General features: G+C 63.4%; 14 protein-coding genes. 8 read left to right on the top strand and 6 right to left on the bottom strand.

The features are described from left to right. The first annotated feature begins 87 nt into the window (after positions 1–87). From V5F68_RS23695 to V5F68_RS23720, 6 genes are all read left to right on the top strand, one after another. Positions 88–1,311: an iron-containing alcohol dehydrogenase gene (locus V5F68_RS23695; RefSeq protein WP_394012910.1), complete on the top strand. Its 1,224-nt coding sequence runs from the start codon at positions 88–90 to the stop codon at positions 1,309–1,311. 21 nt (positions 1,312–1,332) lie between these two features. Next, positions 1,333–2,847 carry an NAD-dependent succinate-semialdehyde dehydrogenase gene (locus V5F68_RS23700; protein ID WP_394012909.1) on the top strand — a complete coding sequence of 505 codons (1,515 nt, stop codon included), beginning with the start codon at positions 1,333–1,335 and terminating at the stop codon, positions 2,845–2,847. Positions 2,848–2,931: 84 nt separating this feature from the next. Then, on the top strand, positions 2,932–3,960 hold the full coding sequence (locus V5F68_RS23705; protein WP_394012908.1) for an Ldh family oxidoreductase: 1,029 nt from the start codon (positions 2,932–2,934) through the stop codon (positions 3,958–3,960). Positions 3,961–4,065: 105 nt separating this feature from the next. Further along, entirely contained in the window at positions 4,066–4,842 is a 777-nt protein-coding gene (locus V5F68_RS23710; protein ID WP_394012907.1) for a GntR family transcriptional regulator, read from the top strand. Positions 4,843–5,079: 237 nt separating this feature from the next. After that, positions 5,080–6,291 carry a CaiB/BaiF CoA transferase family protein gene (locus V5F68_RS23715; protein WP_394012906.1) on the top strand — a complete coding sequence of 404 codons (1,212 nt, stop codon included), beginning with the start codon at positions 5,080–5,082 and terminating at the stop codon, positions 6,289–6,291. Next, positions 6,266–7,048 carry an enoyl-CoA hydratase gene (locus V5F68_RS23720; protein ID WP_394012905.1) on the top strand — a complete coding sequence of 261 codons (783 nt, stop codon included), beginning with the start codon at positions 6,266–6,268 and terminating at the stop codon, positions 7,046–7,048. The genes V5F68_RS23715 and V5F68_RS23720 overlap by 26 nt, the downstream gene beginning before the upstream one ends. A gap of 66 nt (positions 7,049–7,114) precedes the next feature. On the opposite strand, the gene V5F68_RS23725 is transcribed toward V5F68_RS23720, so the two are convergent. The 3 genes from V5F68_RS23725 to V5F68_RS23735 form a co-directional block, all read right to left on the bottom strand. Continuing rightward, on the bottom strand, positions 7,115–8,512 hold the full coding sequence (locus tag V5F68_RS23725) for an MFS transporter (RefSeq protein ID WP_394012904.1): 1,398 nt from the start codon (positions 8,510–8,512) through the stop codon (positions 7,115–7,117). Between the two features lie 114 nt (positions 8,513–8,626). After that, a complete protein-coding gene (locus V5F68_RS23730; RefSeq protein ID WP_394012903.1) occupies positions 8,627–10,153 on the bottom strand; it encodes an aldehyde dehydrogenase in 1,527 nt (508 codons plus the stop codon). 12 nt (positions 10,154–10,165) lie between these two features. Next, positions 10,166–10,798 (bottom strand): GntR family transcriptional regulator, encoded by a 633-nt coding sequence (locus tag V5F68_RS23735; RefSeq protein WP_394012902.1) that lies wholly within the window; start codon positions 10,796–10,798, stop codon positions 10,166–10,168. Positions 10,799–10,928: 130 nt separating this feature from the next. Here V5F68_RS23735 and V5F68_RS23740 point away from each other — a divergent pair, with 130 nt between their 5' ends. After that, positions 10,929–11,735, top strand: a complete 807-nt coding sequence (locus tag V5F68_RS23740; protein ID WP_394012901.1) for an alpha/beta fold hydrolase — start codon at positions 10,929–10,931, stop codon at positions 11,733–11,735. 99 nt (positions 11,736–11,834) lie between these two features. On the opposite strand, the gene V5F68_RS23745 is transcribed toward V5F68_RS23740, so the two are convergent. The 3 genes from V5F68_RS23745 to V5F68_RS23755 all read right to left on the bottom strand — a co-directional run bounded on the left by V5F68_RS23745 (position 11,835) and on the right by V5F68_RS23755 (position 15,011). After that, on the bottom strand, positions 11,835–12,611 hold the full coding sequence (locus V5F68_RS23745; protein WP_394012900.1) for an SDR family NAD(P)-dependent oxidoreductase: 777 nt from the start codon (positions 12,609–12,611) through the stop codon (positions 11,835–11,837). 45 nt (positions 12,612–12,656) lie between these two features. Further along, positions 12,657–13,529: a beta-keto acid cleavage family enzyme gene (locus tag V5F68_RS23750; RefSeq protein ID WP_394012899.1), complete on the bottom strand. Its 873-nt coding sequence runs from the start codon at positions 13,527–13,529 to the stop codon at positions 12,657–12,659. Between the two features lie 66 nt (positions 13,530–13,595). Beyond that, positions 13,596–15,011, bottom strand: coding sequence for an NAD(P)H-dependent oxidoreductase (locus V5F68_RS23755; RefSeq protein WP_394012898.1), 1,416 nt, complete (start codon positions 15,009–15,011; stop codon positions 13,596–13,598). Positions 15,012–15,260: 249 nt separating this feature from the next. Between V5F68_RS23755 and V5F68_RS23760 the strand changes: the two genes are divergently transcribed. After that, positions 15,261–15,965 (top strand): GntR family transcriptional regulator, encoded by a 705-nt coding sequence (locus V5F68_RS23760; RefSeq protein WP_394013051.1) that lies wholly within the window; start codon positions 15,261–15,263, stop codon positions 15,963–15,965. Positions 15,966–16,116 lie beyond the last annotated feature (151 nt).

The raw sequence follows: 16,116 nt of genomic DNA on the forward strand, positions 1-16,116 counted from the left end.
AATACGGATTTCACTGCCTGTACGCAGGCAGACATATCAACACTTGCGACGGCCGGGTGCTGTCTAATCTTGAGAGAGAATTGCGCCATGTTCGGAGCCTTGCGTCTCCCCCAAACGATCCTCTTCGGGCGCGGCCAGCGTCATGTGATGGGCAGCGCTGCCGCCCGGATCGGCAGCCGGGCCTTGGTGTGCACCGACGCCCGTCTGGCGCAGACGCGGGAGTTCGCCAGCCTGCTTGCCGATTTGCACACGGCGGGAGTGAAGACCCGCGTGTATGACCAGACCATCGCTGACTTGCCCCTCGAATCCATTGCCGATTGCATGGAGAAAATCAGCGATTTCGCCCCCGATCTGGTGATCGGCATCGGTGGCGGCAGCTGCATGGATCTCGCCAAAGTGGTCTCGGTGCTCATCACCCACGGCGGAGAGGTGAGCAAATATTACGGCGAGTTCGCGGTTCCCGGCCCGGTGGTCCCGTTGATCGCGCTGCCGACCACCGCCGGTACCGGATCGGAAGTGACGCCCGTCGCGGTCGTGCTCGACAAGGCACGGGGCTCCAAGATTGGCGTCGCCAGCCCCTACATCATTCCCCAGATGGCGGTGTGCGATCCTGAATTGACGCTGACCTGCCCGCCCGGCCTCACCGCCTGTTCCGGCGCCGATGCGCTGGCCCATGCGGTGGAAGCCTTCACCAGCATGACCCGGCCGGCGGAACCTCAGCTCACCGAGAAGCATGTGTTCATCGGCAAGAACCTTTTGTCCGATCATTTCGCGAAGCTCGCGGTCGTGAATGTGTTCCGTTATCTGGCGCGGGCTCATGCGAACGGCAGCGACTTGGAGGCGCGCGAGGGCCTCATGCTCGCTTCGCTGGCCGCTGGCTGTGCATTCGGCACCGCCGGCACGGCGGCCGCCCATGCCCTGCAATATCCGGTGGGCAATCTCACCCACACGGCCCATGGCGATGGGGTCGGCGCGCTGCTGCCGTTCGTCATGCAATACAACCGCTCCGCTTGCCCCGAAGCCTTTGCGGAACTGGCCCGCACGGTCGGTCTCGGCGATGCCGGAATGAGCACCGACGCGCTGTCCCAGGCCTTTATCGACGCGGTTGCGGAGCTGTTCGCGACCATTGGCATCCCGCGTTCACTGGCCGCGCTCGGGCTGGCGAGCGGCCATGAGCACGAGGTCGCTTCAGGCTCGCTTAAGGCCGAACGTCTGGTGAAGAACAACCCGCGCCCGCTCGACCTTGCCGCAATGCTTCACATCACCGAAGCGGCCTTCAGCGGCGAGCGCGCCGCGCTGCTCAATCTCTGACACCCAGCAGGATTTATTGCCATGTCATTCAGCACTGCGAGCATCAGCCCGATCGAATTCGACCAGACCTATGTCGTGCCCGGTTTTGACGCCAAGGGCGGATTTGCCATCCCCACCGGGCTGTTGATCGGGGATGCCTGGGTTCCGGGTTCACACGGAGCGCAGATCGAGGTCCTCAATCCTTCGACCGGCGGTGTCCTTGCCAGCGTCGCCGACGCCACCGTTGGCGACGGCATGGCCGCGGTCGATGCGGCCTCTGCGGCTTCCGCCGCGTGGGCAGCGACCCCGCCCCGCGCTCGGGCGGTGATCCTGCAGCGCTGCTTCACGGCTATGATCGAGCAGGCCGATTTCCTTGCCCAGATCATCTCGCTGGAAAACGGCAAGGCGCTGCCCGATGCCCGCTCGGAAGTGTTGTACGCAGCGGAATTCTTTCGCTGGTACGCGGAAGAAGCGGTGCGCATCAACGGCGATATCTCCATCGCCCCGGCGGGTGGCAACCGCATCCTCGTGCAATATCAGCCGATCGGCATTTCGCTGCTGATCACGCCGTGGAATTTTCCGGCTGCCATGGCCACGCGCAAGATCGCCCCAGCCCTGGCTGCAGGCTGCACCTGCATTCTCAAGCCGGCGGAAGAAACCCCGCTGACTGCGCTCGCCGTGGGCGAGATCCTGCGCCGCGCTGGCGTGCCCGCCGGTGTGGTCAATATCGTCAACACCTCCGATCCCGGCCCTCTGTGCAGCGCCATCTTGCGCGATCCGCGCGTGCGCAAGCTCTCATTCACGGGCTCGACCGAAGTTGGCCGCATCCTGCTGCGCGAGGCGTCCTACAACGTCATCAACTCGTCCATGGAACTCGGCGGAAACGCCCCCTTCCTGGTGCTCGACGACGCCGACCTGGAGGCTGCGCTCGACGGCGCCATGATCGCCAAGATGCGCAATGCCGGCGAGGCCTGCACGGCCGCGAACCGCTTCTATGTGCAGGAAGGCATCTATCCGGCGTTCGTCGAGAAGCTGGTGGAGCGCATGGGCGCACTGAAGCTGGGCGCGGGCACCGACACCACCACCCAGTGCGGCGCGATGATCAACCCGGCCGCCATTGAAAAGATCGATACCCTTGTCGGCGACGCGCTCAGCAAGGGCGCGAGCGTTCGCCTGGGTTGCGCCGCCGGCGCCGGCCCGGGCTTCTTCTACCCGCCTTCGGTGCTGGCGGACGTGCCGTTGAACGCCGCCATCCTGCGCGAGGAGGTGTTCGGCCCGGTCGCGGCGGTGGTGCCGTTCAAGGACGTCGAGGACGCGGTGCGCATGGCCAACGATACCGAATATGGCCTCGCTGCTTACGTCTACACCGGCGACATGAAGCGTGGGCTGCAACTGGCCGAGCGCCTCGAGTATGGCATGGTCGCGCTCAATCGCGGGCTGGTCTCCGATCCGGCCGCGCCGTTCGGTGGCGTCAAGCAGAGCGGGCTCGGCCGCGAGGGTGCCCATCACGGCCTGCTTGAATTCACCGAAGCCAAATATGTCGCGGTGAACTGGTAGCGCTTGCGCCTCCGGATGCCGACACATTGTCGGCATCCGGAGGATGGGCCACCAGGGTGACGCCGCGCACAGATCGGAAGTCAGATGCCGTCCTTAAGCGAGATCGAACGTGTCGGAATGGCGGCGCTCGAACGCGCCGGTGTGCCGACGGATCATGCCGAACAGCAGCTTAGCCTGTTGGTGGAGGCGGAACTGCGGGGCTATCCTTCCCATGGGCTTTTGCGGCTCTCTCGCATTCTCGAGCGCATCGCCAATGGGGTGGTCGATCCCCTCGCAAAGGGCGAGGGCCACTGGCGCGGAGCGGCGCTGCTGGAGGTGGACGGGATGCAGGGGCTCGGCCCCGTGGTCGCGCTGAACGCACTCGAAACCGTTTCGGCGCGGGCCAAGGACACCGGCGTGGCCATGGCGGCGATCCGCAGGTGTGATCATCTGGGCATGCTGGCCTGGTACGCGGAAAAAAGCGCGCGGAAGGGGCAGGTCCTGCTCGCGCTCACGATCAGCGAGGCGCTGGTCCATCCCTGGGGTGGCCGCAAGGCCATGCTCGGCACAAACCCCATTGCAATCGGCGTTCCGGCTCAACCAACGCCTTTCGTGTTCGACATGGCCACAAGCATCGTTGCCATGGGCAAGATTCACGATCATGCCGCGCGGGGCGAGCCTATCCCGCTCGGCTGGGCGTTGGATGCGGAAGGCGATCCCACCACGGACGCCACCGCCGCGAAGGCCGGGTCCATCGCTCCGTTCGGCGGTGCGAAGGGCTATGGATTAGGCCTCGCTTTCGAGGTTCTCGTGGCAAGCTTGGCGGCCTGCGCGCTGGGACCCGAAGTGCGGGGGACGCTGGATTCCACATATCCTTGCAACAAGGGCGACGTGTTCATTGTCATGGAGCCTGCGGCGGATATGGCGGCGCTCGTCTCCCAATTCCTCGACGATCTGCGTACGTCCATGCCGGCGGACCCCGACCATCCCGTCCGGATTCCCGGCGACCGAGCCTTCGAGACGCGCGAGGCCCGCATGGGGCGCGATATTTCTGTCTCGCCAGCGGTTTGGGCGCAAATGGTCAGTCTTGCGGGGGAGAGTCCCGCTGTGTCGCGGACCTACGGGAATGCATAAGCTCAGGCCGGCACTGCGGCCAGCTTGGTTCAGGCCAAAAAATCATATATTTTATAGCATCACGCGTTTTGGGTTTGATTCCAAATGACAGCCAACAATCAGGAGTTGCCCTCGTTCGCGCGCCTCGTCGCGCTTGAAGAAGTGCGGCCAGCTTACCCGCAATCGCTGGTCGAGCTTGCCTATGAGCAATTGCTGTCGATGCTGGTGACGATGAAGATCGCGCCTGGCGCCCACATCGGGATTGAGGCGCTCGCGCGGAAGTTGCAGATTTCCCAAACTCCGATCCGGGAAGCGTTGACACTTCTGGAAGCACAGAAGCTCGCGCACAAGATTCCGAATGTCGGGTTCCGGGCCGCCAGCCTGCTCACCCGCGAGGAAATCGCCGATCTGTTCGAACTTCGCCTTTTGATCGAGCCTCAGGCAGCGGCCTTCGCGGCCGAGCGCAGCGATGAGACGGCATTGCGGGCGCTCGCGAAGCTTTCCGGCGAGATGTCGCTGGCGCAGACGGGCGATGAACTGGCCTATGCGCAGTTCGCCGAGGGCGACGCCAAGCTCCACCATCTGGTCGCGACCGCGAGCGGCAACCGGTTCATTGCGGAGACGATCGAGGGGCTGCACGTGCATCTCCATATCTTCCGCTTCCTGTTCAAGACCAATGCGCCGTCCGAGGCGGTGAAGGAGCACGAAACCATCATCGAGGCGCTCCTCGCGCGTGATCCGGTGGCGGCAGAAGCGGCGATGCGCGCCCATCTGCACGCATCGCGACGGCGCATGGATCAGGCGTTCGCGGAGCAGGAACGCGTCGCCGTTGCCGCCGATAAGTCGGACGAGGAGGGGCCGTCCCCTCGCACGCCGCGCACCCGCCGACGACGCACCGTGTGATTGGCTACACCCGAAGATTTCGAACCGGGTTTGACAGGAAAATTGCTGACCCCTAAAATCCTATATGATATAGAAAAATACCTTTAAAGCGATGAAAGGGCTCTGGAGCGCTCGCCACGAGTGGGATGCCGTCGCTCGTGGGCTCCGAGCCTGACGCACATCGACGGTTTCACGCCCTGGGGACATCGCCCCCCGGCCGCGCAGCGAAGAACAACGAGACCAACGGGAGGAATTACAATGGCACTGCCTCTTGCAGGCATACGCGTGCTCGACATCACTCAAGTCATGGCGGGCCCTTTCTGCTGCATGCTTCTTGCGGACATGGGCGCCGACGTCATTAAGATCGAACCCCCCGGAACGGGCGATTCCACCCGCCATTCCATGGGCTTTCGCCTGAAAGGCTCGGACAGCCCGGGATTTCTCGCTCTTAACCGCAACAAGCGCAGCATCACGCTCGACCTGAAGTCGCCAGCGGACCAGGAAGTTCTGCACGCGCTGGTGAAAACCGCCGATGTGCTCGTCGAGAACGGACGCCCTGGCGTCGCGGCTCGCTTGGGCATGGATTATGAGACGCTGCGGCCGCTCAATCCGCGCCTCGTCTATGCGAGCATTTCCGGCTTCGGCCAGACGGGTCCCTGGTCGCAGCGTCCCGGCTTCGATCTCATCGCCCAGGCGGTCACGGGCGTTCTGAGCTCCAATGGCTTCCCCGGCATGGAGCCGGCCAAGAATTCCATCGCGGTCGCCGATCTTGGCGCCGGGCTATTCTCGGCCTACGCCATCCTCAGTGCCGTCATCGGCCGGCAGACCTCGGGGGAGGGGCAATATATCGACGCCTCCCTGTTCGAAGCGGCCCTCGCGCTCTCCATCTGGGAAACCACCGAGCTTTGGGGCACGGGCAAGTCGCCGACCCCGATCGGTTCCGCAAACCGCATGTCCGCGCCCTACCAGGCGGTCCAAGCCTCGGACGGCTGGTTCGTCATCGGCGCCGCCAACCAGGGACTGTGGCGCACCTTCCTGAAAGTGCTCGGCCGGGAGGAACTCCAGGAAGACGAACGCTTCTCCACCAATGCGGCCCGCGTCACGAACCGCATCGTCTTGATCGAGGCGCTGGCGCCGACCTTCTTGACCCGCACCCGCGCGGAATGGATCGACGCGTTGCTGGAAGCCGGTGTGCCTGCGGCCGATATTCTCGATTATGGCGAGGCGCTCACCAGCGAGCAGGCGGTCGCCCGCGAAATGGTGCAGATGGTCCCGCACCCCGTGGAAGGTGAGTTTCGCGCGCTCGGATTTCCGGTGAAGCTCAGCGCGACGCCCCAGGAAGTGCGCCTGCCGCCACCGCTGCTCGGCGAGCATCGGGAGGAAATCCGCCAGGAACTCATCAGCAAGGGGCTGCTTCGCCCACAAAGCACCAGGAGTGAGCGCGATGAGCAGCCCCTGCATCAAGTTTGAGAAGACCGGCGACGTCGCCCGCATCGAGTTTCACAATCCGCAGGCGCATAATGCCCTGACCAGCCAGATGTGGCTGGACCTGCGAGACGCGGCGCGCGCGATTGCCGAGGATTCTTCGATCCGGGTCGCCGTGCTTCGCGGATCGGGGGGCAAGGCGTTCGTATCCGGAACGGATATTTCCGGCTTCACGAAATTCACCAGCGGCGCCGACGGGCAGACCTACGAGCACACCATCGACGAATGCATGAGTGCTGTCGATGCTATTCCGGTCACCACCATCGCCGTGGTGGACGGCTGGGCGGTGGGCGGAGGCCTCAACATCGCATCCGCTTGCGACTTCCGGATTGCGACGCCGAGCGCCCGTTTCGGCTCGCCCATCGGCCGCACCCTGGGCAATTGCCTCTCGGCCCGGAGCGTCGCGCGCATTGGTGGCGCGATCGGCGTCGCTACGGCCAAGCGCATGGTGCTGCTCGGCGAGATCATTTCCGCCCAGGAACTGCTCGCCAGCGGGTTCCTGCTGCGGCTGGTCGAGCCGGACGCAATGGAGGGTGAAATCGAGAGCCTCTGCCGCCGCGCGGCGGAGAATGCGCCCCTGACGACGCGCGCCACAAAGGCGACCCTTCGCCAGATGATGTTCGGCAATCTGCCGAACATCGATGCCTTGATCGAAGAAGTCTACGGCAGTGAAGACTTCCGCCTGGGCGTCCGAGATTTCCTCGCCCGCACGAAGACCGTTCCCCACTGGAGCGGTTCCTGAATCTGTACCCCTAAGTCCGAGGCGGCGGCCGCATTCCGCAGCTGCCGCCTCGCATGACCCTTACCCTTAGGATGGCTTTCCGGAGCCTGCTTCGACCACGCCGAGCCCCGCTGTGCTTGGCCGTCCGCCCACGTTGCCTTCCAGCTCTTCCAGCCGCCGATTGCGCGGCTCGATGCCCAGCAGGGCGACGACCGCGATCTGCAGGATCAGCAGGCCGATCATCAGCACCATCACGCCCGAAATCCCGTGCGTCTCGAACAGCGCCACCACGATAAACGGAGTGACGATTGTGGCGCCGCGTCCGAATGTGTTGCAAATGCCGCTGGCCCGCAGCCGGACTTCGGTCGGGAACAGTTCGGGAATGTAGATGCCGAACAACAGCGCGACGAGGACATAGATCGGGACCGTCAAGGCAAAGCCGATCAATGGCAACAAGGTCGGGTCGGAGACGTTCGGATAGATCAACCCGAACAGCACCGCCAGCGCGGACGAAGCGATGATGGTGGGCTTGCGGCCCCAACGGTCCGCGGTGAGTGCGCCGATAGCCGAGCCGATCGGGGCGCCGAGGCCCATGAGGAGCGAGTAGCCGAAGGACGTGGCGATGCTCAGCCCCTGCTTGATGAAGAAGGTCGGCAGCCAGGTAATGAAGCCGTAAAGAAGCGTGTTGATGACGATCAGGCAGATGCACCCGACGATCATTCGCGAGAGCAGCGGCGGGCGGAAGAGAGCCGCAAGTCCCAGGCGGGCCGGGGCCGGCGCGGGCGCTGCCGGTGGCGGCAAAGGCTGGCCGCGGGATGCTTCGGCCTCAATGTCTTCCAGCAGGCGCTCCGCTTCCTCGGTGCGCCCAACAGATTCGAGCCAGCGCGGGGATTCCGGCAGCTTCTTGCGCAGGTACCACACCACGAGGCCGCCCAGCCCGCCGATGACGAACATGGCGCGCCATCCGAATTCGGGGATGATCAGATAGCCCAGCAGCGACGCGACGGGCAGGCCGGTCACCACGAACACGGCCATCAGGCCGAGCCAGCGACCGCGTGAGCGGGCGGGCACGAATTCGGTGAGGGTCGAATAGCCCACCACATTTTCCGCCCCGAGGCCGACGCCAATGAGGAAGCGAAGGCCGATCAGCACCTCCATGTTCGGCGCAAATGCTGCGGCCAGCGAGGCCAGCCCGAACAGGAGAAGGTTGGCTTGGTAGGTGAAGCGCCGACCGTAGCGATCACCGAGAAAGCCGGTGAGGAACGACCCGACCATCATGCCCACGAACGTTGCGGAGACGAAGAGGGCGTTTTGGCTGAAAGTTGAGAACCCGCTCTTCAGCGTCGCCCCGAGCACCGTGGCGGCGATGTAAATATCGAATCCGTCAAAGAACATGCCGATGCCGATGAGCCACATGATCCGGTAATGGAATGTGCTGATCGGAAGCCGGTCCAGGCGCGGACCGGCATTGACGATGGATGACATGGCGCTTCCTCCAAGGAGCGTTGTGGCTTTTGGCACGCGCCCGATCGACGGCGCCCCGGGAGGCGCCGGCTTCAGGTTCTTATTGACGTGTCGGTGTGGTCAGTTGGTCTGTGGTCAGTTCAAGCGGGTCTGGGTGGACGTGTCGCGATACCAATCGAAGCGGCGGTCGACGGTCGGCAGCATCACGCTCTTGACCTCGAAATGATCGTTGAAGCTCTCGAGCCCGAACTCCCTGCCGATGCCGCTATCGCCGACGCCGCCCCAGGGCGAGGCGGGATCAAGACGGTGGTGATCGTTGATCCACACGAGGCCGGCCTTCACATTGGCCGCGACGCGGTGCGCACGGGTCACATCCCGGGTGCGGATGGCGGCGGCGAGACCGAAGGGCGAGTTGTTGGCAAGGCGCAGCGCTTCCGCCTCGTCGCTGAAGGGAGTGACGCTGGTGAAGGGGCCGAACACTTCTTCCTGAAAGATGCGCATGTCGGCGCGCACGTCGGCAAAGACCGTGGGTTGAACGAAGAACCCGCCTTCCAGCCCCGGCAGCACGGCCGCCTCGCCACCTGCGACGCCGCGTGCGCCTTCCTGTCGCCCATAGCCCGCATAGGTGAGGACGCGTTCGCGCTGCTTGGCGGAGATCACCGGCCCGAGCTGGGTCGCGGGGTCGAAGGGATCGCCCATGCGGATGGCGCGCGCCTTGGCGGCGAGCTTTTCCACGAACTCGTCATAAACCGAGGCCTGGACAAGATGGCGGCTGCCGCACACGCAGGTTTGGCCGGCGCCGATGAAAGCGCCGAACGCGGCAAGATCCACCGCCTGGTCCACATCGAAGTCGTCGAACACCATAACCGGAGTCTTGCCGCCCAATTCAAGGGTCTGATGGGCGAAGACCTTGGCCGCGGCGCTGCCGGCAATTCGGCCGGCCTCTGTTCCGCCGGTGAGCACAAGCTTGTTGATGTCCGGATGTTCCGCGAGGAATTTGCCCGCTCCCGGGCCGTAACCATTGACCACGTTGAACACGCCGGCTGGCAGGCCTGCCTCGGTGAAGATCTGCGCCAGCTTCAGTGTGGTGAGGGGCGTGTATTCGGAGGGCTTGACCACGGTGGTGCATCCGCTGGCAAGCACGGCCGCGAGCGACTTGCACATGATCATGAGCGGGTGATTGAAGGGCGTGCAATTCGCGACGACGCCGATGGGCGTGCGCAAGGTATAGTTCAGATACGCACCCTCAACCGGGATCACATCATCGCGGCGCGCGAGCGCAAGGCCTGCGAAATAGCGGAAGAAGTCGGGGAGGCGGGAGAGCTGCGCGCGGGTTTCGTTGATCGGCCGCCCGTTGTTCAGCGTCTCAAGCCTATACAACGTTTCGAGATTGTCCTCGAATGCATCGGCGAGGCGGTTCACCAGACGCGCCCTGGCGCGGACATCCATGCCGCCCCACTCCCGGCCCTCGAAAGCGGCGCGTGCGCTCTTCATGGCGCGGTCCACGTCCTGCGGCGTGGAATTCGGGATGCGGGCGATGACCATGCCCGTCGCGGGATTGCGCACGTCGATGAGCGTGCCGTCTCCCGCTTCGATTTCGAGGCCGCCCACATAATTGCCGCGCGTTTCGACCTCGAGCGTCGGCTTTTCATACGAGTTCATCAGAAGGCTCCTTCAAAGTCTGACAGCGCTGCGGCTGAGTGCGGACAGCACGCGCTTCTCGGCGCTGACGACGTGCGTCTTGATGAGGCGACGGGCGGTGCGTACATCCCGCCGCTGGACCGCCTCGATGATGGCGACGTGCTCGGCCACGAGTTGCGTCGGGTCCCGCCCCTTGATGGACCCGATCGACACGCGCACGAGGCGATCCGCCTGCTCGATGAGATCGCAGGCGGCGGATGACATGCGGATATTTCCGGAAGCCCGCGCGAGCGCGCAGTGGAACGCGCGGTTGTATTCGATGAATGGCAGCTTCGCGTCGAAGATGCGGAATGCATCAAGCGCCTCCAGAACGTCGTCCTGTGCATTCTCAATCGCCTCGGCGGCACAGGCCGGCTCAAGGGCCAATCGAAAGCGAAACAAGTCCCGTGCGTCGCTCAAGGAAATTGGATTGACCTGATATCCCTGACGGGGATTTACGATAATCAGACGTTCGCGCTCCAGCCGCAGAAGCGCTTCCCGCACCGGCTGGCGACTCACTTCGTAGCGCGAGGCCAATTCCTGTTCCCGCACTTCCTCGCCCGGCATAAGCCGGCAGGTGAGGATTTCGTCGCGGATGGTCTCGTAGAGATTGTCGCGGAGGAGCATTTTTGATCGACCCTTTATCCAAAGATTCCATATCGTGATATTTCACGCAATCGGAATCTTTCATCCCTGAGCGGGATTGCCGCTCCTATTGGTGACGCATATAACGGTTTCAAACGCGCGGAGAGAAAGCATGAAAATGGCTCTGTCGGATGGACGGATAAGCGCATCCGTGGTGGGGGAGGGGCGCACGCTGGTGCTGTTCCATTCGCTCCTTGCGGATGGCGAAAGCTTCGACCGGATCGTGCCCGAATTGGCGACGCGGTTTCGCGTGGTGGTGCCGGAAATGCCCGGCTTCGGTGGTTCCGAGGCTGTGAGCAGTGGCCTTCCGGCGGTGGCGGACCGCATGGCGGACGCGCTGCGCGATCTGAACGATCCGGCCGGGCCCATCGTGTTGGGGAATGGTTATGGTGGTTTCGTCGCGCTTCAGCTCGCGCTGCGCCATCCGGGCCTTGTGAGTCGGCTCATCCTCGCCGGCTGCGGCGCAAGATTTTCAGAACCGGGCCGCGAGGCGTTCCGCAACATGGCTCGCGCGGCGGCGGCAAATGGCCTCTCCGCGATCGTCGACGTCGCCATGCGGCGCCTGTTCGCGCCGGAATTCCAGGTCGCCAATCCGAACCTTATGGCGGTCCGGCGGGAGGCCTTCCTGCGCACCGATCCGCACGTCTTCCAGGCGGCTTGCCAGGCTCTCGCGTCGTTGGACCTGACCGCCGAGCTTGCGCATCTTAAGACGCCCACCCTCGCTCTGGTCGGCGAACATGACGAGGCAACGCCCCCGCCGATGTCGGTTGAACTTGCCGGGATCCTGCCGAATGTCGAGCTCAAGGTGCTGCCCAATTGCGCCCACGTGCCGCAATTGCAGAGCCCGGACGTTTTTCTTGACGCGATCTCGGACTTCCTTGCGGAACAGTCTCCGATTCTCGCCGACCAGAGGGCGTGACGGGCCTCTGTAAGCCCCTTCATCGTACGTCGCGGTTTCCCCGCCCATCGTTGGTGGCGGTCAGTTCTACTGCCGGCGTAAGAGCCGGAGGCTTTCGGCTCAGGCCTCCCGGCGAGAGATGGCAAATGGGCCGAAAGCCTGCTGCACCGGCATGATCTGAAGGCGATTCACATTCAGATGGCGGGGCAGCGTGCAAGACCAGAAGATGGTTTCAGCGATATCCTCTGCCTGCATGGCGGTGATGCCCTTGTACAAGGCCGCCGCCTTCTCCGCATCGCCGGCCGAGCGAACCAGGGAGAACTCGGTCTCCGACATACCGGGCTCGATATTGGTGACGCGCACCTGCGTGCCGAGCAGGTCGGCGCGCAGACTGAGGGCGAATTGCTTCACGAAAGCCTTGGTCGCGCCGTAGACGTTCGTGGTCGGCCCCGGATAATCCCCGACGACGGAGCCGAGGAGGATGATATGGCCTTCGTTTCGCTGCACCATCCCTGGGAGCATGGCCCGCACCGTGTTCAGGGCGCCATTGATGTTGGTGGAGATCATTTGCTCCCAGGCGAGGATGTCCGCGTCCTGGGCGCGCGTGGACCCAACCGCAAGGCCGGCGTTGACGACGCAGACATTGGGTTTGTCGAAGGGTGCCGGCAGCGTCTCGATGGTGCGGAAAACCCCGTCCCGGTCAGTGACGTCCAGCTCTGAGACGTGGCAGCGCTCGCCAAGCTCCGCCTTTAACGCATCCAGCCGTTCGCGACGGCGGCCGACGCCGATGACTTTCGCCCCCGCGCCGTGAAATTGCCGGCAGAGCGCCGCCCCGAATCCGGCTGTGGCGCCGGTGACGAAGACAGTCAAATCCTTCGGATTGATGGTGGATATCATAGGGCCTCCGGCGTTTTTGAGCAGGCGGGCGAGCGCATGACGCGCTCACATGCCGAGCAATTCCTTCACGCCGTCGGGTGTGACGGGGGTGCGATCATATTGGCGAGCCAGCTCGACCACCTTGCGCACCACGTCCACGTTGCGGGGCATGCCAAGCTCGCGATAGCCGTAATCGCCGAGGCCGATGGAGATGTGCCCGCCATTCTGCAGGATGTACGGGACGAGGCCGAGGAGATCACCCTCTTTGCAGCCCACCGACCAGATCATGGGCACGGCCGGATCCAGCAGCTCAATGAACGGCTTCAGGCCAGCCACAGTGCCGGGGTGGCCGCCGAGGATACCACCTTCGGTCAGCAGGAAGGTCTGGTGCACCGGCGTCTTCAGCAGGCCCATGCGATAGAGCGCTTGGCCGGTGCGCAGCATGGGAACGGTCCAGGCGAACAATTGCTCCCGCATGCCAAGGTCGTGGGTCCAGCCGATGAATCGCTCCACAGTCTCGGTGGTGTTGAGGTAAACCTTATGCTTGGTATCGAACGTATTGGTTGAAAAGTCGAAACGATCGATATTCGTGGTTCCGGTGTCGATCGGAACGAAATCCGGCTTCAAGCCCATCTTTTCCAACGCGACATAATGCTGGAAGCGCGTGGCATCCCCGCTTACATGGATCTGGCCCATGGTCGGCGCGATGAGAATATCCGAACCCGCGCGGATCTTGCGGATGGATGCGGCATAGCTTTCCGCATCGAAGGCCGGAGAACCGTCTTCCTTGCGCGCGTGAAAATGCACCACGGCGGCACCGGCCTCGCGGATCTCATTGCAATCGCGCGAAATCTCGTCCGGGGTCCAGGGCACGTTCGGATTGGAATGGCGCATCGCATATTCGTTGACCCGAACCTCGATGATCAGTGGACGCCCCACGGCAAACCTCCCTTGGATTTTTTAGAAGCACGCAACAGATGGCCCGGCGATCGACGGGGAAGCGCCTCAGGACGCCTGCACCAACTTTTCCTGCGCGGCTTCGCTGAAGAAAATCTCGTCCTGAATCCGTCGCAACGCGAGCAGTTCGGAGTCGGGCTCAATGATCAGATGATCCAAATCTATGGTCTCACCCTTGGCCACGGGCTTCGCAAGACGCCGGTTGGCGGCCAGATAGAAGGGCACCGGGCGGCCGATACTTAAAGGCGTAGCGGGGACGAGCTCGGCGGCAACCCCGTCGATCGTATGATGATGCCCACCCATGTCGAGGACCGTTCCCGCCGGAAGGTCTCGTTGGGCGCGAGCGATGAGATCGAGATGTGGACGCGGGGAAAGCCCGCCCGAGGAAGCACCGAGCAAAGCGGCTTCCAGTATGCTCGTGGTCGCCTCAAGGCCCAGGAGGTGCCGCGGCAGATAGAGCAAAGCATGCTTCAAGTCGCGGCTGACCACATGGCCCTTTTCCGCGAGCATTTCCCACGTGGTTTTGTCGTCGCACCGCACGATGACGAAGACGCCGCCAGCGAAGCTGACTTCCTCAGGCCGACGCAAACAATGAAAAACATCCAGGTGCCCCCGACCGGCAAGCAAACCGCCATCCTCCTTCCCACACAGGATATCGGGCACTTCGCAGATGCGGGCGATGGGGGCGTGAAGATTTGCAACATCGGGCCCGAAGCCGGTGGCGTTGCCCACGATCAGAAGCTCGCACAGATCCGGTACCGCACGCTGCGGCAAAGCGGATGCAAGGTCTGACCGGAGCTTGCAGATGTCTGCCGGGCTCCGGTCTCCGCGATCCCAGGCGTTTGAGAAACCCGGGGCGGGAACGGTCACGCCGTTGCTGGTGAGGGTTTCCGCCTCGGGATCGAAGACGAAGTCATATTCGCTGGATTTGCCCATCGCGACAATCTCGAGCCCGATCATCTGGGCCCACGTCACATGTCCGATGAGAAGGCTCGGTTGGTCACCGTCCACGGGGGTGACCACCCGGCTGCGCTCCGCCGCCATATGCGCGAGGCCGCTGCCGACCACACTGTCCACCTCCTTGGACACAAGGGCGAGATGCTTCCCTGCCTCGACGGCCATGCGCGCATGGCGCGCGCCGCCTTCCGGATGCCCGGTTGCCTCCACTAGCACATCGAAGGGCAGGTCTATGACGACGGACAAGTCGGCTGCGGCAATGAAGTGGCCGGCGGCCCAGGCCTCTTCGGCTTCTTGCCGGTGGGAGCAGATTCGGATGCGCTCGGGCGGGATGCCGATCTCGCGCATCGTTTCGGCAACCACGGCGGCATCCAGGTCGACGGCAATCCGCACGTTCATCAATGGAACGTGGAGGCCTTGGGCCAGGAAACTGCGACCAAAACCGCCAACGCCGACGATGCAGGTTTCAACCGCTTTTGTGGACGGGAAATAACGATGGTAGTTCATCGCGCTGGCGATATCCTCTCAATGCTGGCCCGACGGTGCGGGCCAGCTGCGATCAATCCGGGTACAACACGGCGCGCCGATCGATCATTCTCTCATTGAAGATTGCATGCGATAAACCGCATATTATGTCAAATCGAAATCAATGGTTCACGTATTTTGCGACATTTGCATGCAAAGCAGGAGGCTGTAATTTCTACCGTTTTGGCAGATGCCGAAATTGGCCCGCGGGGCCAGCGGGCTTTGGTCGTCGTGGAGCGGATTCGCGACCTGATCGTTTCTGGCGAGTTGCCGGCCGGCAGCCGGATCGCTGAGCGGACCATCATCGAGCAGATGGGCGTGGGCCGGACGCCGCTGCGGGAGGCGTTCAAGATCCTCGAGGCGGAGGGGTTGATCAGCATTGTTCCGAATCGCGGCGCGGTGGTCACTCAGCTGACCCCGGCCGACGTGGAGGCGGTCATGACGGTGCTGATCGGTCTTGAGGGCGTGGCGTCCGAACCGGCATGTGCGCAAGTTACGCAAGCGCAGTTCATGTCCATCGAGAACGACCATCTCAAGATGATGGATTGCCACCGGCGGGGTGATCTTATGGGCTATTTTCATCTGAATCAGTCGATTCATCAGAAGATTGTCGACTGCGCCGGCAACGCGCCGCTATCGCGCATCTACAAGGCGGAGTGTGCCCGAGTCGGCCGTTATCGTCTGGCGGGCAATCGCAATTCGGCGCGTTGGGCGGCTGCGGTCAGTGAGCATGAACAGATCCTGGCCGCCATTCGGGACCGGGAAGGGTCCTTGTTGCGCGAATTGCTCAGGGTCCATCATCTCAATGGATGGCGCAAAACCAGAGAGGTTCTGGAAGCCGAGCTGGCGGCCAATGCCCGAAGCGCTGCGGGTTCGAGGGGCGGCCAGGAGCGAAAGCGCAGCGCAGCCAGCGTCAGCAAGTCCCGCTCGCCTTAGGCTGCAGGGGTGGTGCGAGAGTGCGGCGGGCGAGACATTCCATCTGTTCATATATCGCCCCAAGCGACCGGCAATATTGCATTCAAAATCGATTAGATCCCTTAGATGTTTCGGAGCCGGACGCAGGTGAGCTAAAATAAGATAGTAATTT

Source organism: Roseixanthobacter pseudopolyaromaticivorans (assembly GCF_043195145.2).
In the GTDB taxonomy this organism is placed as follows: domain Bacteria; phylum Pseudomonadota; class Alphaproteobacteria; order Rhizobiales; family Xanthobacteraceae; genus NCEH01.